The organism is Pseudomonas sp. NPDC088322 (genome assembly GCF_044740745.1).
In the GTDB taxonomy this organism is placed as follows: Bacteria; Pseudomonadota; Gammaproteobacteria; order Pseudomonadales; family Pseudomonadaceae; genus Aquipseudomonas; species Aquipseudomonas shirazensis.
The window spans coordinates 688,268-710,473 of sequence record NZ_JBIURK010000002.1 but is presented as its reverse complement, the minus strand read 5'-3'; the positions used below and the strand labels follow the sequence as shown (position 1 = coordinate 710,473).

General features: G+C 61.5%; 17 protein-coding genes, 1 tRNA gene and 1 pseudogene. 9 read left to right on the top strand and 10 right to left on the bottom strand.

Annotation, left to right across the window (positions count from 1 at the left end; genetic code table 11):
- Position 1 precedes the first annotated feature (1 nt).
- The 7 genes from ACIOAU_RS07415 to ACIOAU_RS07385 all read right to left on the bottom strand — a co-directional run bounded on the left by ACIOAU_RS07415 (position 2) and on the right by ACIOAU_RS07385 (position 9,555).
- Positions 2–1,096: an alginate O-acetyltransferase gene (locus ACIOAU_RS07415; protein WP_103436842.1), complete on the bottom strand. Its 1,095-nt coding sequence runs from the start codon at positions 1,094–1,096 to the stop codon at positions 2–4.
- A 9-nt stretch (positions 1,097–1,105) separates the two neighbouring features.
- Positions 1,106–2,533, bottom strand: a complete 1,428-nt coding sequence (locus ACIOAU_RS07410; RefSeq protein ID WP_101318422.1) for an MBOAT family protein — start codon at positions 2,531–2,533, stop codon at positions 1,106–1,108.
- 14 nt (positions 2,534–2,547) lie between these two features.
- Entirely contained in the window at positions 2,548–3,999 is a 1,452-nt protein-coding gene (locus tag ACIOAU_RS07405) for an alginate export family protein (RefSeq protein ID WP_401181019.1), read from the bottom strand.
- Positions 3,996–5,447, bottom strand: coding sequence for a sel1 repeat family protein (locus tag ACIOAU_RS07400; protein ID WP_150572849.1), 1,452 nt, complete (start codon positions 5,445–5,447; stop codon positions 3,996–3,998). The genes ACIOAU_RS07405 and ACIOAU_RS07400 overlap by 4 nt, the downstream gene beginning before the upstream one ends.
- A gap of 22 nt (positions 5,448–5,469) precedes the next feature.
- A complete protein-coding gene (locus ACIOAU_RS07395) occupies positions 5,470–6,633 on the bottom strand; it encodes a PilZ domain-containing protein (protein WP_150571293.1) in 1,164 nt (387 codons plus the stop codon).
- Positions 6,634–6,650: 17 nt separating this feature from the next.
- Entirely contained in the window at positions 6,651–8,183 is a 1,533-nt protein-coding gene (locus ACIOAU_RS07390; protein ID WP_178080758.1) for a glycosyltransferase, read from the bottom strand.
- Positions 8,184–8,247: 64 nt separating this feature from the next.
- The gene (locus ACIOAU_RS07385) at positions 8,248–9,555 is read right to left on the bottom strand and encodes a nucleotide sugar dehydrogenase (protein WP_150571292.1); all 1,308 of its coding nucleotides are present in this window, start codon (positions 9,553–9,555) and stop codon (positions 8,248–8,250) included.
- Positions 9,556–10,002: 447 nt separating this feature from the next.
- On the opposite strand from ACIOAU_RS07385, the gene ACIOAU_RS07380 reads away from it, so the two are divergent.
- From ACIOAU_RS07380 to ACIOAU_RS07360, 5 genes are all read left to right on the top strand, one after another.
- Positions 10,003–10,329: a helix-turn-helix domain-containing protein gene (locus ACIOAU_RS07380; RefSeq protein WP_101318434.1), complete on the top strand. Its 327-nt coding sequence runs from the start codon at positions 10,003–10,005 to the stop codon at positions 10,327–10,329.
- Between the two features lie 126 nt (positions 10,330–10,455).
- Entirely contained in the window at positions 10,456–11,094 is a 639-nt protein-coding gene (gene uvrY, locus ACIOAU_RS07375) for a UvrY/SirA/GacA family response regulator transcription factor (protein ID WP_101318436.1), read from the top strand.
- 6 nt (positions 11,095–11,100) lie between these two features.
- Positions 11,101–12,924 carry an excinuclease ABC subunit UvrC gene (gene uvrC / locus ACIOAU_RS07370; RefSeq protein ID WP_101318439.1) on the top strand — a complete coding sequence of 608 codons (1,824 nt, stop codon included), beginning with the start codon at positions 11,101–11,103 and terminating at the stop codon, positions 12,922–12,924.
- Positions 12,925–12,957: 33 nt separating this feature from the next.
- Positions 12,958–13,518 carry a CDP-diacylglycerol--glycerol-3-phosphate 3-phosphatidyltransferase gene (pgsA, locus tag ACIOAU_RS07365; protein WP_101318441.1) on the top strand — a complete coding sequence of 187 codons (561 nt, stop codon included), beginning with the start codon at positions 12,958–12,960 and terminating at the stop codon, positions 13,516–13,518.
- A 62-nt stretch (positions 13,519–13,580) separates the two neighbouring features.
- Positions 13,581–13,656, top strand: a tRNA-Gly gene (locus ACIOAU_RS07360).
- Positions 13,657–13,923: 267 nt separating this feature from the next.
- On the opposite strand, the gene ACIOAU_RS07355 is transcribed toward ACIOAU_RS07360, so the two are convergent.
- A complete protein-coding gene (locus ACIOAU_RS07355; RefSeq protein ID WP_401181131.1) occupies positions 13,924–17,133 on the bottom strand; it encodes an NEL-type E3 ubiquitin ligase domain-containing protein in 3,210 nt (1,069 codons plus the stop codon).
- A 51-nt stretch (positions 17,134–17,184) separates the two neighbouring features.
- Between ACIOAU_RS07355 and ACIOAU_RS07350 the strand changes: the two genes are divergently transcribed.
- Positions 17,185–17,427 carry a hypothetical protein gene (locus ACIOAU_RS07350; RefSeq protein WP_401181137.1) on the top strand — a complete coding sequence of 81 codons (243 nt, stop codon included), beginning with the start codon at positions 17,185–17,187 and terminating at the stop codon, positions 17,425–17,427.
- Here ACIOAU_RS07350 and ACIOAU_RS07345 read toward each other — a convergent pair.
- A pseudogene (locus ACIOAU_RS07345) lies at positions 17,407–18,051 on the bottom strand (dermonecrotic toxin domain-containing protein); the annotation flags it as partial. The gene ACIOAU_RS07350 and the pseudogene ACIOAU_RS07345 sit on opposite strands and share 21 nt — an antisense overlap.
- On the opposite strand from ACIOAU_RS07345, the gene ACIOAU_RS07340 reads away from it, so the two are divergent.
- A complete protein-coding gene (locus ACIOAU_RS07340; protein ID WP_401181134.1) occupies positions 18,016–18,204 on the top strand; it encodes a hypothetical protein in 189 nt (62 codons plus the stop codon). The pseudogene ACIOAU_RS07345 and the gene ACIOAU_RS07340 sit on opposite strands and share 36 nt — an antisense overlap.
- A gap of 335 nt (positions 18,205–18,539) precedes the next feature.
- On the opposite strand, the gene ACIOAU_RS07335 is transcribed toward ACIOAU_RS07340, so the two are convergent.
- Entirely contained in the window at positions 18,540–19,466 is a 927-nt protein-coding gene (locus ACIOAU_RS07335; RefSeq protein WP_401181013.1) for an MBL fold metallo-hydrolase, read from the bottom strand.
- Between the two features lie 222 nt (positions 19,467–19,688).
- Between ACIOAU_RS07335 and mdcA the strand changes: the two genes are divergently transcribed.
- Positions 19,689–21,350 carry a malonate decarboxylase subunit alpha gene (mdcA, locus tag ACIOAU_RS07330; RefSeq protein WP_401181010.1) on the top strand — a complete coding sequence of 554 codons (1,662 nt, stop codon included), beginning with the start codon at positions 19,689–19,691 and terminating at the stop codon, positions 21,348–21,350.
- Positions 21,350–22,204 carry a triphosphoribosyl-dephospho-CoA synthase gene (locus tag ACIOAU_RS07325; protein ID WP_401181007.1) on the top strand — a complete coding sequence of 285 codons (855 nt, stop codon included), beginning with the start codon at positions 21,350–21,352 and terminating at the stop codon, positions 22,202–22,204. Before mdcA ends, ACIOAU_RS07325 begins: the two co-directional genes overlap by 1 nt.
- Positions 22,205–22,206 lie beyond the last annotated feature (2 nt).

Below are 22,206 nucleotides of genomic sequence, written 5' to 3'. Positions count from 1 at the left end.
TTCAAAAATGCTGCGGCTGGGCGCTACGGCTGAGCGAGCCCGGGCGATGTGCCAGCAAAGTGCGCAGGGGGAATTCCCAGACCACGGTGTCGATCTGTGGGTTGCTCAACTGATCGCTGGCGAGAAACTGGCTCATCGACTCGAACGGACCACGGGCCTCGACGGCAATCGAGATCAGGTCACGGTTGAGCGCTTCCTTGAGGAAGCCGACAAAGTTCCAGTCATCGATCTTGCTGTAGCTGGTGCCAACCAGCAGCAGGCTCTGCTCCTGCTCGGCAAACAAATCGTCGCTGCTCTGCTCGGCCTTGAGCGTCTCGTACAGGTCGATCTGGTTCGGGCCGAACTGCGGCGCGAGGCGGTTGTGGTCGAACTGGATGTAGTTCATCAGGTCGCCCTTGACGCTTTTCTCGCCGGCCTTGTGCGACACGTAAGCCTGATCGCCGACCAGTTGCGGGCGTTGCCGGGCCAGCTCGAAGGCGGCCAGGCGGGCACCGTCCGGGCTCCAGTGGGTATCGGACTTGAGGAACAACTCCGGGCCGTTCAGTTTGCTGAGGAACGCCCCGCGCAGCGGCACCACGTCGAGCTGACGCGCTTGCAGTTCGCCGACAAAATCGTCGTACAGGCTGACTACGCGTGGATCGAAGCGGTGCTGTGCATGCTCGGCATACACATCCAGCTTCATCGGCAGCGGCAGGATCACCAGCTGCTTGCCGTGCTCGGCCAGCTGCGTCTTGATCTTGGCGATCTGCTCCAGCTGGGTGTTGAGGTTGGCCTGCAGGTCGTTCGGGACGCGGTATTCCTGGTTGGTGTAGAGCCAGCCCTGCTTGCCCAGGACCACGCCTTTGGTGCCTTCACCAAACAGCTTGAACTGGGCATCGGCCCACAGCTCCACCGAAGGCTCACGCAGGAAGAAGCGCTTGTCGTAGACCTGCTCGAACTTGCGCAGCAGCTTGCCATCGACAAACAGGTTCCAGGTGTCGGTCTGGGTGCGGGCAAAGCTGAACACCGGCGGCAGCGAATAGACGAACATCGCCGCCAGCACCAGCACGAAGAGAATGCCATTGGCCTTGCTGGCCGAATTCATCACGGGGTACATGGCAGTCTCCTAGAACTGGAAATACAGGAAAGGCGAGAACGAATTCGCCGCCAGGCTGCTCAGTGCCAGCACGAAGCCGCCCCACAGCAGCACGCTATGCAGTGCGCCTACATGGCGCATGAAGTAGCCGTCCTTGTTGCCGGCGTAGAAACGCACGTTGTTGATCCCGGCCAGCAGCAGCCACACCACCGCCACCAAGACAAACGCCATGGCCATCTTCGAGGCACCCAGCACGTACAGCTCCAGCGAGCCGAAGCCGTTGAAACCAAACAGCGCCTGGTAGATGTCCAGGCTGTGGCGCAGGTCCATGGTGAAGAACAGCGGCATGCTCAGCACGATCAGCAGCGCGGTGCGCAGGTTGCGGCCGAGCTTGTACGGCGTGTTGATCTTGGTCGCCAGGTGGAACTTGCGCTCGATGACCATGGCGAAGCCGAAGAACAGCCCCCAGAAGATGAAGGCGAAACTCGCGCCGTGCCACAGGCCCGACAGCAGCATGGTCCAGACCAACGCGGGCAGGGCGCCGGTGACGCGCTTGCGCACCAAAGGCATGTACACGTAGTCGCGCAAAAAATGCGCCAGGGTCATGTGCCAGCGCGCCCAGAACTCGGTCACGCTCTGCGCTACGTACGGCTGGTTGAAGTTCTCCGGGAAGCGGAAGCCCATCATCAACGCCAGGCCCAGCGCCATGTGGCTGTAACCGGCGAAGTCGAAGTACAGCTGCAGGGTCGACACCACCAAGCCAAACCAGGCATCGCTGAACTGCAGCGTGCCCTCACCGACGAAGAGCATGTTGATCGGCGCAAGGCGGTCGGCAATCAACACTTTCATGATGAAGCCGAGCATGAACCGACATACACCGAGCGAGAACAGTTCCCAAGAGTGGGTACGCTCGCGCAACTGCGGCGCCAATTGGCTGTAACGCAAGATCGGCCCGGCCACCAGGTGCGGGAACAGCGCCACAAAGGCGGCAAAGTCGATGAAGCGGTTGGTTGGCGTGGCGTCCTTGCGGTAGATGTCGACGATGTAGCTCAGTGCGTGGAACACATAGAACGAGATGCCCAGCGGCAGGAAGATGTTCTCCAGCGTCCAGGTGTTGATACCCAGTGGCGCCAGCAGCACCGCCAGCACTTCAGCGCCGAAGTTGGCATATTTGAAGTAACCCAGGGTCGACAGGTTGCCGATCACGCCGATCCACAGCAGGCGCAGCGCCCAGCGTTTGTCGCCGGCATCCAGGCGATCCTTGATGCGCAGGCCGAACCAGTAGTTCCAGTAGGTGATCGCGACGAACAGCAGCAGGAAGTCCGGCCGCCACCACGCATAGAAGATGTAGCTGGCGGCAACGATCACGGTCGAGCGCCACTGCGGCCTGGCCAGGAAGTACACGGCCAGGAACAGCGGCAGATACAGGAACAGGAACACATTGGAGGCGAAGATCATGGCAAGGTCCGTCCTTAGTAGCTGACAACTACGCCGAGGCTCAGCTGATAGTCATCGCCGGTTTCCAGCGCGCTACCGGCATTGAGGTAGCTGGCGCTGACCAGGGCGTTGATATCGAGGTGCTTGCCATCGAGGGCGACCGGGAACATCTTCCAGTAGTAGTTGACGTCGAGCATTTGCCCGACGTTACGGCCACTGCCGTTGGTGCGATTGTCGATTTTGTTGTTTCGTTGCGATCTTGCATCGCTGGCCACGCGGATTGGCATGACGCCGTCTTCATCACGCAGATTCAACTGAGTGACCCGCAGGTCCAGTGAGCTACGGGGCGTTGGGTTGGTTTCCAAAGCGAAGCCGTAGTAGCTCAGGTTCTGCAGGTCGAGGGCGACGAACGAGCTGGTCAGCCGCGTGCTGTAGGAACCCTGGCGAGTGATCCGATCAGACTGAATGGCGTTCAGGCGGAAGCCATCCTTTTCATCACTCGGTTTATCTGTCAAACCGGCGCGCAACGCTACGCGAGGAGTCCAGGGCAACAAATCGAAACGACGGCCGATTTCACCTAGCGCGGCCCAACCTCTGCTGTCGTTGCGCTTGGTCGTTCCCGCCTGCCGTGTCTCAACCATCTCGCCATCAAGCGCAGCCAGCTCCAGATGATAGTCACTGATCACCGGGTTGACGAGGTTGTCGCCCTTGAAGAACAACCCATAACGCATGCCTTTGAAGTCGAAACGGTCATCGATGTCGCGATCACTGCGATCGTTCTCGTGCATCAGGCGCACACCGACCTGATTGTTCTGGGTCAAGCGATAGGCGTACTCACCCATGACATAGGTCGTGCGCGTTTCGCTGTCGGCGAGCGAGTTGACGTCGGTATTGTAGTTGTTGAACTTCTGGCCAACTGCGACGAACGCTTCAGAGAACGTGTCCTTGTAGTTGAAGCGCAGCGACTCCAGGCTGTCATCCCACCAGATGCCGTAATCGTCAGAGAACCGCTGGCGACCCAACGATGCCGAGAAACGCGGGTCATCGCCGATCAGGTTGCGTTTGACGTACAGCTCACGCATTTCGGCGTACCAGCCTTCTGGCTGTTCGCGCGCGTTGGCAGTGGTCGATTCGTTGGTCAGGTTGCTCGACTGGCTCGAGTCATAGTTGACCCACAGGCGACCGTACACCATCCACTTCGCCCAGCGTTTCTCAGGTGAGTACCAGGCAAACGACGGCTCATAGCGCAAGCTGTAGAACATCTCGCGGTCACGGTCGACCTGCGAGTCTTCAGGGCCGTAGCCAGTTTGTACGGTCACCTTGTTGAAGACTTCAGACGTGATCACCGGCTCGCTGCCATCAGCAGCGGCAACCCGCACGGGTTCGTTGCTGTCAGCCTCGGGGCCGGTGACTTCTTCAGCAGCGAACGCTGCCGACATTGGGGCCAGGGCAAGCAGGGCGCCGAACAGGGGGGAATGCGCTTTCACAGGGTGGCCTCCTTCAACAGGTCGTTGCGTGCGGCCAGGGCACGCTCGATATCATCCTTGGGCAAGGTTCTTTCCAGACGTCGGACCAGGCTGCGCGCGCTGCGCTCACCCATGTCCAGGGCAATCCGCGCGTAGGTGTAGGCCTTGACCCGGTCATGGCACAGGGCACGGCCAAAGGTGTGCAGGCTGGCCATGCGGTACCAGGCAGCCGATGAACCCTTGTTGGCCTCGGCCTGGAACAACGCCATGGCCTTTTCCTGATCGGGCTGATCAGCCACGCCCTTGCTGTAGTACTCGGCCAGCAACAGGCCGGCGCTTGGGTAACCGCTGGCGCGCAGCTCTTCGATCAGGGCCAGGGCCTTGTCCGGGTCCAGCGTCAGCCAGTTGTTGACCATATAGAACGACGCCTGCAGGGCTTTGCCGCGGACCGGGTCTCGCTTTTGCACCAGATCGATCATCGCCTGGGTTTCATCGGCGTTGTGCTCGGTCGGGTTGGAGATCATGTAGTTGGCCTTGGACACCATCGCCGGCACAAACCCGCGCTCGACGGCGTCATCGCGCCAGCGCTGAACCTGCGCAATCGACGCCGCCAGCGCCTCGGCCTGAGCCTTGTCGCGGGCCAGTTGCTCAGGCGTTGGCGGTAGCTTGGCAGCGGCCGGGTTGGCCTCTTCGCGCTCGTAGCGGTCGGCGTCCTGCTCGGCGCGTTGCACGCTGGTGATGTTGTCCAGCAGCGAGGCAATCGCGTGCACGACTTCTACCGGCAGCTGGCTGCGCTGCGGCTCAAGCTCGGTGGCGAAGGCGCGGAAGGCCGGATCCTGTTGTTCGCCGAGAAACGCGTAGTAACGGTTGACCGCACGCACATCGAAACGCGCAGCCTCGCGGTACCAGCGCTCGGCGCCGGCGCGATCGCCCTTGCGTTCAGCCAGCACCGCCTTGTACAGCTGCGGCCGGCAGTTGAGCAGGCACGACTGTTCGTACAGGCCGAGCAGCTCGGTGGCCTGCGGCACGTCGACCAGCTCCGGGTAGACCAGAAACACCTCAAGCGTAGTGCTAGCGTTGCGCGGGTCGAGCCGGCTCGGGTAGCGCTCCAGTGCCTGTTTCATCCACGGCTGTTGGGGCTGGCGCAGGCTTGGCTGGCGCTCGATCAAGCGTGCCAGCGAAGCCAGCGCCGGGATCAACCCGCGGCCATCGGCAAAGGCCTGGTGATACAGCGCCACCGATTCTTGCGGTTTGCCATCCGGCCGCCCGGCCAGTACGTCGCCCAGCAGCAGGGCACTGGCCAGGTCACCGCGGCCGGCCAGCTCGCGCAGGTCGGCAGTGACGTCGGCGCTCGGGTCCTTGTACAAGGCGTAGCGGATCTGCTCCAGGCTCTGTCCAGCGCTGGCGGCGCTGGCACAGGCGAGGGCGATGCTGGCCAGCAGCAGGCGCGAAGGCGTCTTCAGGGTCATGACGTCAGCTCTCTCGATGAACTCAGTTCTGGCCGGTAAATGGCAGGCCCAGGAACAGGTCTACCGACACTGCCTTCTGGTAGGCCGTGGCCGGCAACGGGCTGTCTGGGGCAATGGTCAGGGACAGGTTGCGGTTAACCTCGTCAACCCGTGCATCGACCACCTTGCCGCTGAAGTGTTCATCCAGGCCAAACACCTGCATGTCCACCGAGCGAATGCGGCTGACGTCGGCCAGCTTGTCGAACGGCACGTTGGCGCGTACGAACAGGCCTTGGTCTTTCGGCAGCAGATGCATCAGCGGTGCTTCTTTATAGCCATAGCCATCCAGTGGCTGGTTTGGGAAGTACACCTGGCAGTCGCATGGGCTGTTGATCACGGTCTCGATGGTGGCGCGGCCGAGCAGGGTTTGCAGGTCGCCTGGCGAGAGGTCGGCAACCGCCTTCATGTCAGCCGGGCTGGTGAAGCTGGTGGCCAACTGAGTAGAGATGCTGGCCAGTGGCTGACCCGCTTTGACTTCGGTGGTGCCGGCCGGCAGCAGGAACTTCACATAGCCGTTGTCGGGCATGCTGATGATCTGCGCGTTGGTCGCAACCTGGGCCTGCAGGGCCGGGATGCGGAAGAACAGCATGTAGCCCTTGTAGCCAACGAATGCCAGGGCAGCCAGGCCAGCAGCGCTGTACAGCAAGGTGCCGGTCATGGCCTTGAGGCGAGCACCGGCAGAACGCGGCGAAGCGTACTTGTGTTTGCGTTCCTTGATGTAGTTTTCCCGCTGCATCACGTTGAACAGGCCATTGATGTCGGCGATCTCGCCGGACATGTAGGCGGTGATGATGTAGCGCAGGATGTCGCGCTTCTGCGCGTCGAGGTCGACGAACTGCGCGCCGACTTCGTTGCCACGCTGGGAGACGATCTTGACCTTGCCATCGATCGACAGGTCGACCTGATTCAGGCGCAGCTGGATCGATGCGTCATACAGCGCGCCGATGGTCAGCGGGCCTTCATGCAGCAGGCCGATACCGCCCAGCGAGATGTCTTGCAGGGTGGTTTCGATGACGGTCTGACCACCGCTGGCAAGGCGCACGCGGGCGTTGATGCGGGTGCGTACGTACTGGCGCTCGTCAACCGCTTCATGAACGATGTTGGCCGATGTCTTGCCCGGGGCCGCGGGACTGTTGGTCATGCTCATGTGCAGGCGCCTTTCCTTTAACGTTGCGTGAGTTCAAGAAGTACGGTGATGACCCCGAAGAAGATGGCGATGGAGGAGAACAACATCGCCTTCGAGGACCAGCGGTTTAGCGAGGTGTCAAAATCGACACTGCCGGTAGCCAGGGTGGTTTTCTGCCGGGTCCAGCTTTGCTGGTCCATATGGAACATCGCGTAGACCTTCATTACCGAGCCAACGATCTGGTTGTAATAAAGGACAAACGGATACATCGGGCTGACCGGGTGCTTGGCGAACACGAACAGCACGGTCACCAGAGTGCGCGAGATCAATACCCAGAACAGGTACACCAGCAGGTACTGGATGCCGAACACCAGGCCAGCCACCACCGAGGCGGTCAGGCCCATCAGGCAGGTCCACATCGACACCCGTTGGTCCCACAGCACGTACAGGGTGAACAACCCCAGACGCGCGCGGCCGAGCAGGGCGGTGGCGCGGAAGTTCTGCCGCAGCGAGTTGCCGTACCAGCGGAACATCAATTGCCGGGTGGCGATCCAGAAGCTGTCGCTGGGCGGGTGCTCGACGGTCAGGGTGTGGCTGTCGGGTACATAGAAGGTGTCCCAGCCGGCGCGCATCAGGCTCAGCCAGCTGGATTTGTCGTCGCCGGTCAGGAACTGGAAACGGCCCAGGCGCCAGTGCTGAAGAAAGTCTGCTTCGACGTCGCGAATGAACTCCGGGTCGATCATCACGCTGGCGCGGAAGAACGACAGCCGCCCGGTCAGGGTCAGTACCCGGTGCGACAGGGCCATCGAGCACATGTTGATGTGCCGCTGGACAAAGCGCATCGAGTGCCACTGGCGCATCAGGCGGCTACCCTCGACTTCGCAGAACTCGTTGGTAGTCAGGCCGCCGACGTCGGGCAGCACGGCAAACATCTTCACAGCGCGCTCGACACAGCCGGGCAGCATCATGGTGTCGCCATCGACCACGCCGACCACCGCATCTTCCATCGGCATCTGCCGCGACAGTGCGCGGAAGGCGTGGGCCAGGCCATCACGTTTGCCGGTGCCGCGGGCGCGGACGATCACCAGCTTGATGTCGTCGCGGTCGCGCACTTCATTGCGCATGATGTCCTTGATGAAATTCTCGTCGCCCTTTTCCACGATCGAAGCAATCACCGTGCACGGCACATTCAGCCGCTGCACTTCCTGAAACACCGACTGGTAGACCTTGAAGGTGGTCGAGGTCGGGATACGGAAGCTGGTCACCACCATGAACATGTGCGAAGGCAGTGCCGCATCACCCAGGCGCTCGACTTCGCGGCGCATGCGTGGGAACCGCCAATGCAGAAAATACATGCCGCGCAGGTAGTGCACGATGGCATTGCCATAGCGCCACATCCCGAGCGTGCCGATAACAAAGATGAACAGATGATGGCTCGGGTCCAGATAAGCCGGGGCGATCATCTCCGACGCCAGCGCGATCAGCCCGGCCAGGCACGCCCAGGCGCAGAAGCTGGCGGCCGCGCGCAGGTAACCTGGGGCCTCGAAAGGTCGCTGTTGCGTTCGTTCCATGTAGCGTGTGCTCCTGTCTGCGGCCGCACCCACGGCGAACTGCCGGGGGTGCGACCTGCATCGATTACCAGCAGATGCCTTGGCGTTGCTCGTCGCTGACGCCATCCATGAACCCGACCAGGTCGATGACCTGTTTGCCCTCGTTGTTCTGCAGGGCACTGGCAAAGCGCTCGTCGTTGTTGCCCAGGACGATCACATCGGCTTCGCCGATCACTTGCTCAAGGTCGTTCTGCAGCAACGAAGACACATGCGGGATTACCGACTCGATGTAGTCGCGGTTGGCACCGAACACCCGTGCGTACTCGACGTTGGCGTCGAAGATGCGCAGGTCGTAGCCCTTGCCGATCAATTTCTCGGCCAGGGTTACCAGCGGGCTTTCGCGCAGGTCATCGCTGCCGGCCTTGAACGCCAGGCCGAGCAGGGCGACTTTGCGTTTGCCGGTGCGCTCGACCAGGTCAAAGGCGATATCGACCTGATTGCGGTTGCTGGCCATCAGCGAGGCGAGCAGGGGGTGCTCGACATCCAGCTGGCCGGCGCGGTAGGTGAGGGCGCGCACGTCCTTGGGCAGGCACGAGCCGCCGAACGCAAAGCCTGGGCGCAGGTAATAGCGCGACAGGTTGAGCTTGTAGTCCTGGCAGACCACGTCCATCACTTCGCGGCCATCGACGCCGGAGGCTTTGGCGATGTTGCCGATTTCGTTGGCGAAGCTGACCTTGGTCGCGTGCCAGACGTTGCAGGTGTACTTGATCAGCTCGGCGACTTCCACCGACTTGCGGATCACCGGCGCATCCAGGCCCTGGTACAACGAAGCCAGCAAGTCGCCCGACTGGGTGTCGAGCTCGCCGATCACGGTCATGGCCGGGAAGTCGTAGTCCTTGATCGCGGTACTTTCGCGCAGGAACTCAGGGTTGACGGCAACGCCGAAATCGGTGCCGGCCTTCTTGCCCGAGTACTGCTCAAGGATCGGAATGACCACATTCTTGACGGTGCCCGGCAGCACGGTGCTGCGCACCACGACTGTGTGGCGGCTTTGCTTGTCGCGCAGGACCGTGCCGATTTCACGGCACACGGCTTCCATATAGACCAGGTCGAGGTCGCCGTTCTTCTTGCTCGGCGTACCGACGCACAGAAGCGACAGGTCGGTGGCGAGTACCGCGGCCTGCACGTCGGTGGTGCCGCGCAGGCGGCCCTGGTTGACGCCATCTTGCAGCAGTTGCTCGAGGCCTGGCTCAACGATTGGCGACTTGCCCTGGTTGATCAGATCGATTTTCGCCTGGGAGACGTCCACTCCCAACACATGATGACCGCGCGCCGACAAGCAGCCCGCGCACACTGCGCCCACATAGCCAAGGCCAAAGATGCTGATGTTCATAGATCCCTCTCCCAGGACACGGCAAGGCCGGCCGAGATGCTCAGTTCAAGAAGTTTTCAATTAGGCAGACGCGCAGAAACAAGCCGCGAGGAAGTGGCAATACAGGCTGTTTTTTTTGGTCTTTTTTCATCCTAAAGGGGTTGCTGTTAGAACCGCAAGCGTTGATCTGCGGCTTTGTGAAAATACTTTAATCGTCGCTTGTTAAAGTTTAAAAACCGTTTTAAAACAACGACTTAAAGTTTGATGTAAGTTCGGCGTCAAAAATCCGATGCTGCTTGATTGGCAACAAAATGGCGTCGGTAAACTGTCGTTTATGTATTATTTTCATCTTGCTGACTGCGTCGGGTGCCAACTTGCGTCGAGCGGCGGTGCTAGGCATAGTTGCACTTGGTTACACCTCGGGTGCTGGAAGTGCTCGATCGCCCTTTACTGCACAGGAGGCATCTCATGAAAGGAATCGGACCTAGGCTGCGCGAAGAGCGTGAACGTCTGGCACTTACCCAGCGCAGATTTGGTGAGATCGGGGGCGTCGAGCCCAATGCTCAGGGCAAATACGAGAGTGGCGAGCGCACACCGCGTGTTGACTACCTTGCCGCGGTGGTCGCTTGCGGCGTTGACGCCAGATACGTGCTCGGTGGTGTCCGCACGCCACCGCCCATAACCAATCTAAGTGAAGACGAGACCCGCTTGCTGGGTACGTTTCGCAGCCTGTCCGCCAGTGATCAGGCTGCGCTGTGGTACCTCGCCGAGCGCTTGCTGGGTGACGCCAGCTAAAGCCTGACCAGATAGTCAGTTCAGATCGAGCAAAAGGCCTGGAATCGTGATGCGAAGGGCTAGGTCGACCTTGTAATTTTTTGTTATGGTGGCGGGATCCAATCGCCCCACTGACGAGGTGTCTGCTTGATTAGGGTCCTAGTGGTCGATGATCACGATCTGGTGCGTACCGGCATCACCCGCATGCTTGCCGATATCGACGGCTTGCAGGTGGTGGGTGAGGCGGATTCCGGTGAGACAGCCCTCAAGCTGGCCCGTGAGCTGAAACCCGATGTTGTCCTCATGGACGTCAAGATGCCTGGCATCGGCGGCCTCGAAGCGACCCGCAAGCTGCTGCGTAGCCATCCGGACACCAAGGTGGTGGCAGTCACCGTGTGTGAGGAAGACCCGTTCCCGACGCGTCTGCTGCAGGCCGGCGCCGCTGGCTATTTGACCAAGGGCGCGGCGCTGGATGAAATGGTCCAGGCCATTCGCCTGGCATTTGCCGGCCAGCGCTATATCAGCCCGCAGATCGCCCAGCAGCTGGCGCTGAAGTCATTCCAGCCGCAGGGCTCGCCGTTCGACTCGCTGTCCGAGCGAGAAATCCAGATCGCTTTGATGATCGTCGGCTGCCAGAAAGTGCAGATCATCTCCGATAAGTTGTGTCTGTCCCCCAAGACCGTCAATACTTACCGCTATCGAATCTTCGAAAAACTTTCGGTCACCAGCGATGTCGAATTGACGTTACTGGCCGTACGCCACGGTATGGTCGACGCAAGCCTCTGAGTTTCCATGTCCCCAATTTTTGATGCCAGCGCATTCCTGGCGACCTGCAGTGGTCGGCCGGGTGTGTACCGTATGTTCGACGCCGAGGCGCGGCTGCTCTATGTGGGCAAGGCCAAGAACCTCAAGAAGCGTCTGGCCAGCTATTTCCGCAAGACCGGGCTGGCGCCCAAGACTGCCGCCCTGGTGGGGCGCATCGCCCAGGTCGAAACCACCATCACCGCCAATGAGACCGAGGCACTGCTGCTCGAGCAGAACCTGATCAAGGAGTGGCGGCCGCCGTACAACATCCTGTTGCGCGACGATAAGTCTTACCCATATGTATTCCTGTCTGACGGCCAGTTCCCACGCCTGGGTATTCATCGCGGGGCGAAGAAGGCCAAGGGTCGTTATTTCGGCCCGTACCCAAGTGCTGGTGCCATCCGCGAAAGCCTGAGCCTGTTGCAGAAGGGTTTCATGGTCCGCCAGTGCGAAGACAGCTATTACGCGAACCGGACCCGGCCGTGCCTGCAATATCAGATCAAGCGCTGCAAAGGCCCCTGCGTGGACTTGGTCAGCCCAGAGGAATATGCCGAGGACGTGCGTCACTCGGTGATGTTCCTCGAAGGCCGCAGCCAGCAGTTGGGCAATGAGCTCAATGCCGAGATGGAACAGGCGGCGATGACCTTGAATTTCGAGAAGGCAGCCCAGCTGCGCGATCAGATCGCCTTGTTGCGCCGGGTGCAGGACCAGCAGTACATGGAGGGTGGCTCCGGTGAGGTCGACGTGGTGGCGGCCTTCATCAACCCAGGCGGCGCCTGTGTGCACCTGATCAGCGTGCGCGGCGGGCGGGTGCTCGGCAGCAAGAACTTTTTCCCGCAGGTGGGCATCGAAGAGGAGGTCAGCGAGGTCATGGCGGCCTTCCTCGCCCAGTATTACTTGGGCAATGCCGAACGCGAGATGCCCGGCGAGTTGATCGTCAACGTCGTCCACGAAGACTTCGCCGCTATCAGCGAAGCCGTGCAGACCTTGCGCGGGCGCGAGTTAGCTATTACCCATCGCGTGCGTGGCACCCGTGCCCGTTGGCAACAACTGGCCGTGACCAATGCCGAGCAGGCGTTGAACGCCCGGCTGGCCAACCGGCAACACATGGCCGCACGCTTTGAAGCCCTGGCCAGCGTGCTGGGCCTTGATGAAGTACCGCAGCGCCTTGAGTGCTACGACATCAGCCATTCCAGCGGTGAGGCCACTGTAGCCAGTTGCGTGGTGTTCGGCCCGGAAGGCCCGATCAAGTCCGACTATCGCCGTTTTAACATCGAAGGCATTACCGGCGGTGACGACTATGCCGCCATGCACCAGGCACTGATGCGCCGCTATGGCCGGATCCAGGCCGGCGAGGGCAAATTGCCCGATGTGTTGCTGGTCGACGGCGGCAAAGGTCAGTTGAACATGGCCCGCGACGTCATGCAGGAACTGGGCATCAGCGACCTGACCTTGCTCGGCGTAGCCAAGGGCGTGACCCGCAAGGCCGGCTTCGAGACCCTCTACCTCAACGACGTAGCCCACGAGTTCACCCTCAAGGGCGACTCTGCCGCGCTGCACTTGATCCAGCAGATCCGCGACGAAGCGCACCGTTTTGCTATCACCGGCCACCGTGCCCGGCGCGGCAAGGCCCGACGCACCTCCAGCCTGGAAGACGTCGCCGGGGTTGGCCCGAAGCGCCGCCGCGAGCTGCTGAAACATTTCGGCGGACTGCAGGAGCTCAATCGCGCCAGTATCGACGAGATCGCCAAAGCACCCGGAATCAGTAAAAAGCTTGCCGAGTCGATTTATGCCAGCCTGCATAGCGAGTAGAATGCCCAGTTCAACTCGCAGCCAGTCGTACCGATGAATATTCCAAATCTGCTCACCGTTCTACGCGTCCTGCTCATCCCGATCTTCATTCTGCTGTTCTATGTGCCCTATCACTGGAGCTACATGGCTGCCAGTACGGTGTTTGCCATCGCCGCTGCCACCGACTGGCTGGACGGCTATCTGGCCCGTCGTCTGCAGCAGAGCACTGCGCTCGGTGCCTTCCTCGACCCGGTCGCAGACAAGCTGATGGTCGCGGTTGCTCTGGTGCTGCTGGTACAGGTACACGCGAACTTCTGGCTGACCTTGCCTGCGGCGGTGATCATCGGGCGCGAGATCGTTGTTTCGGCGCTGCGTGAGTGGATGGCCGAGTTGGGGGCGAGGGCACATGTTGCCGTGTCCAATCTGGGCAAGTGGAAGACTGCGGCGCAGATGCTGTCCCTGGTGATCTTGCTGGCCAACCCGCCGGTCTTTGGCTTCTGGGTTGTGCTGGGCTATGGTCTGCTGCTGGTAGCTGCAGCGCTGACGTTGATCTCCATGATCAATTACCTGGTCGCTGCCTGGCCGCATCTGCGTGAAGGTTCAGAGCCGAAATAAAACTTTTTTGAATCAAGGGCTTGACGGCGTTTGGCAGATCGCTAGAATAGCGCCATCACCAAGCGGGAATAGCTCAGTTGGTAGAGCACGACCTTGCCAAGGTCGGGGTCGCGAGTTCGAGTCTCGTTTCCCGCTCCAAATATCGGTCTGCAGAAGGAAGGTCATTTCTGCAAGGCCTTGAAAAAAGACGCTTCGGCGTCTTTTTTCGTTCCAGGCCAAACCACGCCGATCCATGGGCAGCCAGACTTTTTGCTCCAGGAATCAGCCCATGAAGTCCGCACTCCCGTTCGCTGGAGCAGGAGACCTGGATCCCCGCGGTGTGCCCGAGCCAAAAGGCGATGTCGCTACTCCGGTCGCCTGATTGGAGTATTCTCACTGCTGCTCACTCCTGGCTACCCAGACACTCTACAAGACGCCCCTCCAGGGGTGCTCGGTAAGCAATCCCAGCGTCAAAGTCAGCGTCAGCTCGCGCTCGGCGGCGCTGCGTTCATCAGCCAGCATGCCCACCGCTTCAATGACTTGCTGCTCGTTGGCGCCTTCCTCGGGCAGCAGCAGCGTTTCGAGGCGGTCATGGTAGGGTTGGTTCAGCGCCTCGTATTGTTCCGCAAAGGTCTCACGCAGAAAATCGATCCAAAAGCCATGCTGCGCCATCGAATCTGCGATACGGGCGTTGGTCTCTGCCTGCAGGATGGTCCGGGCGGCGTCACGCAGGCGAGCGTCGTTCACGTCGGAGAATATCCGGTGATACATGTAGCGCGCCTGGGCCGGCAGCCCCAGCGGGCGCACCAGACCGGCGCGATACGCCAGGTGTATTTCCACTTCATCGATCAGCCCGTAGGGGTTGCTGGTTCTTAGCTCCCTTATGTGCTGCGCCGCGACGCGATCTACCTCGTCAAGCCGGTACAGCTCGCGGCCCAGCTGCACCAGTGCCGGGCTCATCTCTGCGCTGCCCAGCCCGGCCGTGCGGGTGGCGACCAAGGCGCGCACCTCGAACAAACTGAGCATCAACAGCATCTGGTCTGCGCAGGTCCGCGGGCCTGCTGCTTGCTGAAAAATCGCCTCCCGCACTTGTGTATTCTCCACGCACACCTCAACCAGCGCCCAGATGCGCCTGCGCAAATCGATGCCCTGAAGGTCATAATCACTGGATCGGCCGAGGTCGTTGAGAAACCGCATGAGATCATCGCAACCCGGTTGTTGCGTCAGGGCCAGCCACTGTTCGGAGCGGATGGTACGTTCCTCAACGCTGAAGTCGGCCAGCCATCGCTCGAGTGACTCCTGTCCGCCAGGCCCATGACGTCGCGTAGGCAATGCTCCCGCACCGGCCTCGCCCAGGGTGCTGCGCAAGGCGGTCTGGGTCGGCTCGGGTAACGGGTTGTCATGCAGGCTCAACCCGGCCAGTCGGCGGTGCGTCCGAGCAAGGGTCGGGCTCATGTCCTGTATGTGATTGTCGCGCAGATCGATGTCTTCAAGCGCAGGGTGCATGTACACCTCTACAGGCAATTCGCTCAGGCCGCAGTGGCGCAAATGCAGGCGCTGGAGGTTGAGCAGACTTCCCAATGGCGGCAGCTGCCCGATCGGATTATGCGACAGGTCCAGCACCCGCAGTCTGGACAATGCACTCAGCCTGGCCAGGCCTGCATCGTCGATCACGATCTGATTGCGCGTCAGGCGCAGCTCGCTGAGCTGGGTCAGTGCCTGCAGGCCATCTGGAATGCCGCCTAGCAGATTGTCACTGAGGTCCAGGGTGCGCAGGTTGGCGAACCGTTGCAAAAAACCCTCGGTGATGTGCGTCAAATGCGCGCGGCGCAGAATCAAGTGCGTGACATGGTCAAAAGTCACCTGCGCCGGCAGCACCGGCAGACTATCGATACGCTCGCTATCTATCACCAGACGGTACTCGCCGTCCGCGTCAGGCCGCTTACGCCGCCAGCACTGGCGAATGCGTCGAGCGATCAGGCGGCGGCGCTCGGGCAGAGGCGCAACAGTGGCCTCCCGGCGCCACGCGCCCAGGCTCTCGCCCAGTCCGATCAGGTGCTGCTGCAGGCTGTGCAAGTGGTCCCACGGTTGCTCACCCTGCAAGCGAACGCGCTCCAGGTAGAACTCTATCTCCATGTCGGTCAACGTCGGGAAGATTTGCTGATAACCGCGAAGCAGCGCGCGTCGTGAGCCTTCCGGGCGACCGCTGAGTACATAGCCGATGCGTCCATCACCCAGACGCATTGGAGGTCGGGGCGTGCCGATCGGCGCCATGCCCAGCAGCCGTGCCGCCTCGTTGCGGTCTGCGAAGGCTAGATCTGCAAGGGTGCTGGCCAGCTTCGCCGGCGATGCTGAGGCTTCGCCCAGCGCCACCCGTTGCTGCGTGTCCAGCACATGCAGCAGGGCCTTGAACAGATCGTCGCCAGCCAGGGAACCGGGCTTGGCGAAACCTGCCTTGTCGGTAGCAAGGTAGCCTCGTACGGTGCGGATCAGAGAGTGGGTCTGCGTGGGCTGTTCAGCGCCAATGCTGGCCGCGACATCACCGTTGAGCTGTGTGTCGCGCACCTCCACTCGCACCGTCGATTGCCAGGGCCATGCGGCGTGAAGCAAGCCCAGGGCCAGCTGCTCTGTGTCAGGCGTCACAGCAACTGGCTGCTCGAAGCCTGCGCAAGCGCGATCCAGGCGTGCGTCGCGCAGTTCCCAGCGAGCCTTTTCGGCCAGCGCCAGTGGCACCCTCTGTTGCTCCAGCAACTGGGTGAGATCGCTGTCGCTGGCGGCTGCGACCAACGCTCTGCCCGAGCGGATCGTCAGGCCAGGAAAGGCGCGGTGCAAGGGCTGTGCTGGGCCGCTCGGAACCGGCTGCGTCTCCTGCCAGTATGCCTCGAATGCTTGCCCGCGCAGGCGTGGGAACGACTCGTGGGCTACGTACCGTTGCAGTGCGTCACAGAGCCGGGCAGGGGCAGGGGCGTTTTCCAGATGCAGGCGCCGTAGGCACGCTTCATCCATGCCTACACTGCGCAGCAGCGAGCTGGCCAAGTCATGCCTGGCCAAACCGAGGTTCGAACCGAGCCTCCTCATCAGCATTCCCGCATCTTGCCAGTCATGTGGTCGCTCCAAGGCGTGGTGCACGCCACCAGCCTCGTTTTCCTCCAGGGCTATTGCTGCCGCTTGAGCACGATCGGGGTGCACCACGGTTGGGCGCTCCTCACTTTGTCCCAAACGGTAAGCCTGCTGCGCGATCGACACGTGTGGCTTGCCCCGCAGAACACCTCGCTGGCCCGACATCAGGCTGGTGCCTGCCATCGAGTAGCCCGGCAGGTCAGCTCGTGCCAGGCGCTGCTCACCTGTGGGCGTGAGCACGGGTGCCAGCTCATCAACGGCAGCTTCTCGAGCCAGTATCCCGCCTGTTGCGGCTCCGGCGGCCGCCCCTAATCCGATCATCGCAACGTTTTGGGTTACAGACATCAGGTGGCTAAGCGCTGCCTCACGATCGCCCAGTTCCCACTCCTGGTAACCCTCGAATACGTTGTTTGCTACCTGGTGCGCAGCCAGCGCAAGCAATGGCAAGCCAAGCTCTGGTACGAAGAAAGCGGCCAGCCCAAGCATGTCCACGCCGAGTCCTTTGAAGAAATGCATGCTCCGGTCGCGTTCCTGGCTATCGACAGCGCTGTTGGGGACTGCCAAGGCTTGAGCGTCCTGCAGTACCTTATCGATCTGCACCTGACGCAGGTGCTCGGCCAACGAACCGGTAATAAGCTGCTGGCGCCCGTCCAGTTGCATCGGCTGCTGGGCACCGCCTTGGCCCAGCAAACCTTTCAATTGCTGGCTGACGTGCATCCGGTCATGCTCTTTGATGAACCGTTGGAAGAACGTTCGATAGGCTGGATCGCGCAGACGGCTACCCAAGGTGTTGAACACTTGCGACCATGACCCATAGACGTTCAGGGCCCCATGCGGATCGTCAGGGATCCACACCATCAGGCTCTGCGGCGCAGTGGTTGTTGCATCCGAGCGCGGCTGGAACACCGTCACACCGGTGATCACCCGCCCCAGCAGTCGAAGCTCGCTGAACGTCCCTGCGGCGCTTTCGGCTGGAGCCGATACAGCGTTCAGCATCTCATCAAGCAGCACCCCCTCAACCTCGCCTTTGAGGCGCGCCAGTTGCGCAGCCGCCAGCAGGTTCGTGCGCCATGCTTCTTCGAGTATGGCGTTGACGCTGCGCCGGCGGCTGTCGTCTGCAAACAGCACCTGCTTGAGATGTTGCTGATAAAGCGCGCCCACATCCAGAGAACGGCACAGGCCGGCAAATGCACGAGGTCGCAGCGCGATCAGCGTACCGTCTGCATCTTGCAGCCTGGACTCTGGCAACCAGGCCGACTCGGAGGTTTCCCGGCGCTCGAAGTTGTGCAGGGCGCAGGCCAGCAGGCTTTGCTCCGAGGTTGTGGCGACCACACGATCGGGAACTGTGCTGACACCTGATGGGTAACGCACGTGTACCACCCGGCGGAGCTTGGCCGTGTGGACATCCACTGGGCGCTGCACGAGCCTTTGCAGCGCTGCGTCCAGCGATGTGCTGGCGAAGCTGTCCAGGGGTTCTATCTGGGCGAAAAGACGCGTCAGCTGTTCGCGCGCACGCTGTTGCGCGATCAGTGCCTGATGCAGAACAGAACGTTGATCGGCGGTAGCCGCGGTCAGCCAGTCTGGTAAGCGATCTGCTATGAGGGTATCAACGGAAGTGTCCGGGAATAGAGTAGCTTTCATAACGCACCAATGAGCGCAAAACGCTCATTCAGCCCGCGTTGTCACCGGCGCGTGCGGTAGTTATGTCGATGACAGCGGGCACTGAGACGCCAAGATCGAGAGCGATCCGCGCCGAACACATGAGAATGCAGCGCAATGAACGCTGGCAGGAGGGCTGTGGTTTTTTGATTGATGTTGGGCAAGACAGGTTCACAACTGGCAAAAATGATAGGGCTGCTTCCTGAAATGATCAGCACTGAAGCCGCTGACGGCAAAGTCGACGGCTCGGTTGCCGAGTCGGATCACTCCCACTGCATCTCGCCCTTGGCCACCTTGGCACTCAGCTCCAACGAGCTGTCCCCGGCCAAATCCGGATAGCGCTTTTTCATCGCCGCAATCAGCTCAGCGGAGTTGTCAGCCTTGGTAGTCTCTTTGTCAAACGCGCGAATGTAGTCAGCGGTGAACTGAACAGCTTGCAGGCCCTTAGGGAATGTCCCGTTGAAATGCCCTGGTATCACCGTGGCCGGTGCCAGTGCCTTGATCTGCTCCAGTGTCGCCAGCCAGTGCTCATGGGAGGCGGCGCTCTGCGTATCAGCCATCCACACATGCTCACCCCATTGCACCGGAATGCCGCCAACCACCGTCTTGATCGAAGGAATCCAGACAAAGGTGCGCTCTGGCGTTGGGCCATCGAGGCCGATGATCTTCAATGGCTGACCTTCCAGCATCAGGGTATCGCCGCTGAGGGGCTGCGGCACCACGATCTGCCGCGGCGCATTGGCGCCAAGCTCGGGAGCCCAGATTTTCAGTTTCGCGTCTTTGCTGGCGTTGATATGGGCAACGGTCTGCGCGGTGGCGACAACTTTTGCCTGAGGGAATGCGCGCACCAAAGTGTCTAGCCCGAAGTAATAGTCAGGGTCGCCATGGCTGATGTAGATGGTCGTCAAATGCTTGCCGGAGGCCTTGATCCGGGCTGCCAGTTTGGCGGCCTCCTGCGCGGAGAACTGGGCGTCGATCAGGATTGCGTCCTGCTTGCCTTCGACCAGTACCGATGACACGGCAAAGATTGCCGCTTCGCCTGGGTTGAACACATCCACAGTCAATGCCTGATGCGCAGGCTTGGTCATGGCGGGCGGCTCGCTGACTGGGCTGGCAGCGGGTGCGGTGCCAGCCACTAGCATGGCGAAGGCGACGGTCAAGGCTGAGAGGACAAATCGCGGTGTTTGCATCGGAGTTCACTCGGCAAAAGATTGAAAGGAATGGGGCAACGCCCTTGGATTGAAGCGCACTGTCCGCATCAACGTGTAACGAAAATCAGCCCTCAGCTATTAGCGCTTTCTAAATTAAGTGATCATTAACCTGAGAGTAATGATCAGCCCCGGGCATTGATTGATCGGCCTGAACTGCCAGCCTTAAATGACTCCACGAAAGCGCACCCGTGGAGTTGCAGAATGACAACAAGAACCTCCCCCCCACCGCAATGGTCGCGGCGGCGCAGCGAAAAGCAGCGCCGCCTTGAGCAGGTGCGAGACCTTGCCGATGGCGTGGTGTTGCCCAGCGAGCGGATCGTCGAAGCCCTTGAGCGCCTGATCGCCCCTGGTGACCGGGTGGTACTCGAAGGCAATAACCAGAAGCAGGCAGATTTTCTCTCGCGCTCGCTGGCCAAGGCCGACTCCGCTCGCCTGCATGACCTGCACATGATCATGCCCAGTGTCAGCCGTGCCGAGCACCTTGATCTGTTCGAGCGCGGCATCGCCCGCAAGCTCGACTTCTCCTTCGCTGGGCCGCAGAGTCTGCGCATCGGCCAGTTGCTGGAAGACGGCCTGCTCGAAGTCGGCGCCATTCACACCTACATCGAGCTGTACTCGCGCCTGCTGGTCGACCTGATCCCCAACGTTGCCCTGGTTGCCGGCTTCATGGCAGACCGCGAGGGCAATATCTACACCGGCGCCAGCACCGAAGACACTCCGGCGCTGGTCGAGCCTACGGCGTTCAGCGATGGCATCGTCATCGTTCAGGTCAATCAGTTGGTTGACGACGTGCGCGACCTGCCGCGGGTGGATATCCCGGCGTCCTGGGTTGACTTCGTGGTGGTCGCGGACAAGCCGTTCTATATCGAACCGCTGTTCACCCGCGACCCACGCCACATCAAGCCGGTGCACGTGCTGATGGCGATGATGGCGATCCGCGGCATCTACGAAAAACACAACGTGCAGTCGCTCAATCATGGCATCGGTTTCAACACCGCGGCCATCGAGCTGATCCTGCCGACCTACGGCGAGTCACTTGGCCTGAAGGGCAAGATCTGCCGCAACTGGACACTGAACCCGCACCCGACATTGATCCCCGCGATCGAAACCGGCTGGGTGCAGAGCGTGCATTGCTTTGGCACTGAATTGGGCATGGAGGACTACATCTCCCAGCGCCCGGACGTGTTCTTCACCGGCCGCGATGGCTCGATGCGCTCCAACCGCATGATGTGCCAGCTGGCCGGGCAGTACGCAGTCGACCTGTTTATCGGCGCCACCCTGCAGGTTGACGGCGACGGCCATTCCTCGACCGTCACCCGTGGCCGCCTGGCCGGCTTTGGCGGCGCGCCGAACATGGGCCACGACCCCCGCGGTCGGCGCCATGCAACGCCGGCCTGGCTCGACATGACCACCCCGGTGACTATGCTCGAACGCGGTCGCAAGCTGGTGGTGCAGATGGTCGAGACCTTCCAGGAGGGCGGCAAACCCACCTTCGTCGATACCCTCGATGCGGTCGAGGTAGCCAGGAAGGCCGGTATGCCGCTGGCGCCGGTGATGATTTACGGCGACGACGTGACCCACCTGCTCACCGAAGAAGGCATTGCCTATCTGTACAAGGCGCGCACGCTCGAAGAGCGCCAGGCGATGATCGCGGCGGTTGCCGGCGTGACCAGCATCGGCTTGCGCCACGACCCTAAAGACACCGCACGCATGCGCCGCGAAGGGCTGATCGCCTTGCCCGAAGACCTTGGTATCCATCGCAATCAGGCCTCCCGTACGTTGCTCGCCGCCAAGAGCATCGCCGAGCTGGTCGACTGGTCCGGCGGCCTGTACAACCCGCCCGCACGCTTCAGGAGCTGGTGATGACTGCATCCATTCAGATCCACGCACCACTGCCGTTGTCGCACCAGTTGGCCGATCTGGCGGTTGAAGCGCTGATCGACGAAGCCGATCTGTCGCCCAAACCGGCCCTGGTCGACCGCCGTGGCAGCGGCGCCCACAGTGATTTGCACCTTGGCCTGATGCACGCTTCGGCGCTGTCGCTGTGGCCATGCTTCAAGGAGATGGCCGAGGCCGCCATGCTCCACGGAGAGGTCGGCCAGTCATTGCGCGAAGCCCTCGGCCGCATTGGCCGGGAAGGCGAGACAGCCATGCGCGTCACTACTGCCGGCATCAATACTCACCGTGGTGCCATCTGGGCACTGGGCTTGCTGGTCGCTGCCCGTGCCCTTGATCCAATCAACAACGATGCCGCATCGATTGCCGCACGGGCAGGGCGCATCGCCCTGATCGATGACCGCTATGCGCCGCGTCAGCACGACAGTCATGGCCTGCAGGTACAGCGCCGCTTCGGCGTGCGTGGTGCCCGCGAGGAAGCGCAGCTGGGCTTCCCGACGGTACTCGCCCACGGCTTGCCGCAGTTGGCCAAAAGCCGCGCTGCCGGCAGTGGCGAGCAGAACGCGCGGCTGGACGCGCTGCTGGCGATCATGAGTCAGCTCCACGACACCTGCGTGCTCTGGCGCGCCGGCCTCGAAGGCCTGCAGACCATGCACCAAGGTGCCCGTGGCGTACTGGATGCTGGCGGCAGCGCAACCCTGGCCGGGCGCCGTGCGCTGCGCCAACTGGATACGCGCCTGCTGGCGCTGAACGCCTCACCGGGCGGCGCCGCTGACCTGCTGGCGGCCTGCCTGCTGCTTGATAACTTCGGGAGCCTTTGAGC

Coding starts and splice junctions, on each gene's coding strand:
- ACIOAU_RS07380 (WP_101318434.1), top strand. CDS start 10,003: ATGAAAGGAATCGGACCTAGGCTGCGCGAAGAGCGTGAACGTCTGGCA.
- uvrC (WP_101318439.1), top strand. CDS start 11,101: ATGTCCCCAATTTTTGATGCCAGCGCATTCCTGGCGACCTGCAGTGGT.
- ACIOAU_RS07410 (WP_101318422.1), bottom strand. CDS start 2,533: ATGATCTTCGCCTCCAATGTGTTCCTGTTCCTGTATCTGCCGCTGTTC.
- ACIOAU_RS07390 (WP_178080758.1), bottom strand. CDS start 8,183: ATGGAACGAACGCAACAGCGACCTTTCGAGGCCCCAGGTTACCTGCGC.
- ACIOAU_RS07335 (WP_401181013.1), bottom strand. CDS start 19,466: ATGCAAACACCGCGATTTGTCCTCTCAGCCTTGACCGTCGCCTTCGCC.
- ACIOAU_RS07400 (WP_150572849.1), bottom strand. CDS start 5,447: ATGACCCTGAAGACGCCTTCGCGCCTGCTGCTGGCCAGCATCGCCCTC.
- ACIOAU_RS07385 (WP_150571292.1), bottom strand. CDS start 9,555: ATGAACATCAGCATCTTTGGCCTTGGCTATGTGGGCGCAGTGTGCGCG.
- pgsA (WP_101318441.1), top strand. CDS start 12,958: ATGAATATTCCAAATCTGCTCACCGTTCTACGCGTCCTGCTCATCCCG.
- ACIOAU_RS07325 (WP_401181007.1), top strand. CDS start 21,350: ATGACTGCATCCATTCAGATCCACGCACCACTGCCGTTGTCGCACCAG.
- ACIOAU_RS07395 (WP_150571293.1), bottom strand. CDS start 6,633: ATGAGCATGACCAACAGTCCCGCGGCCCCGGGCAAGACATCGGCCAAC.
- ACIOAU_RS07355 (WP_401181131.1), bottom strand. CDS start 17,133: ATGCATTTCTTCAAAGGACTCGGCGTGGACATGCTTGGGCTGGCCGCT.
- mdcA (WP_401181010.1), top strand. CDS start 19,689: ATGACAACAAGAACCTCCCCCCCACCGCAATGGTCGCGGCGGCGCAGC.
- ACIOAU_RS07415 (WP_103436842.1), bottom strand. CDS start 1,096: ATGTACCCCGTGATGAATTCGGCCAGCAAGGCCAATGGCATTCTCTTC.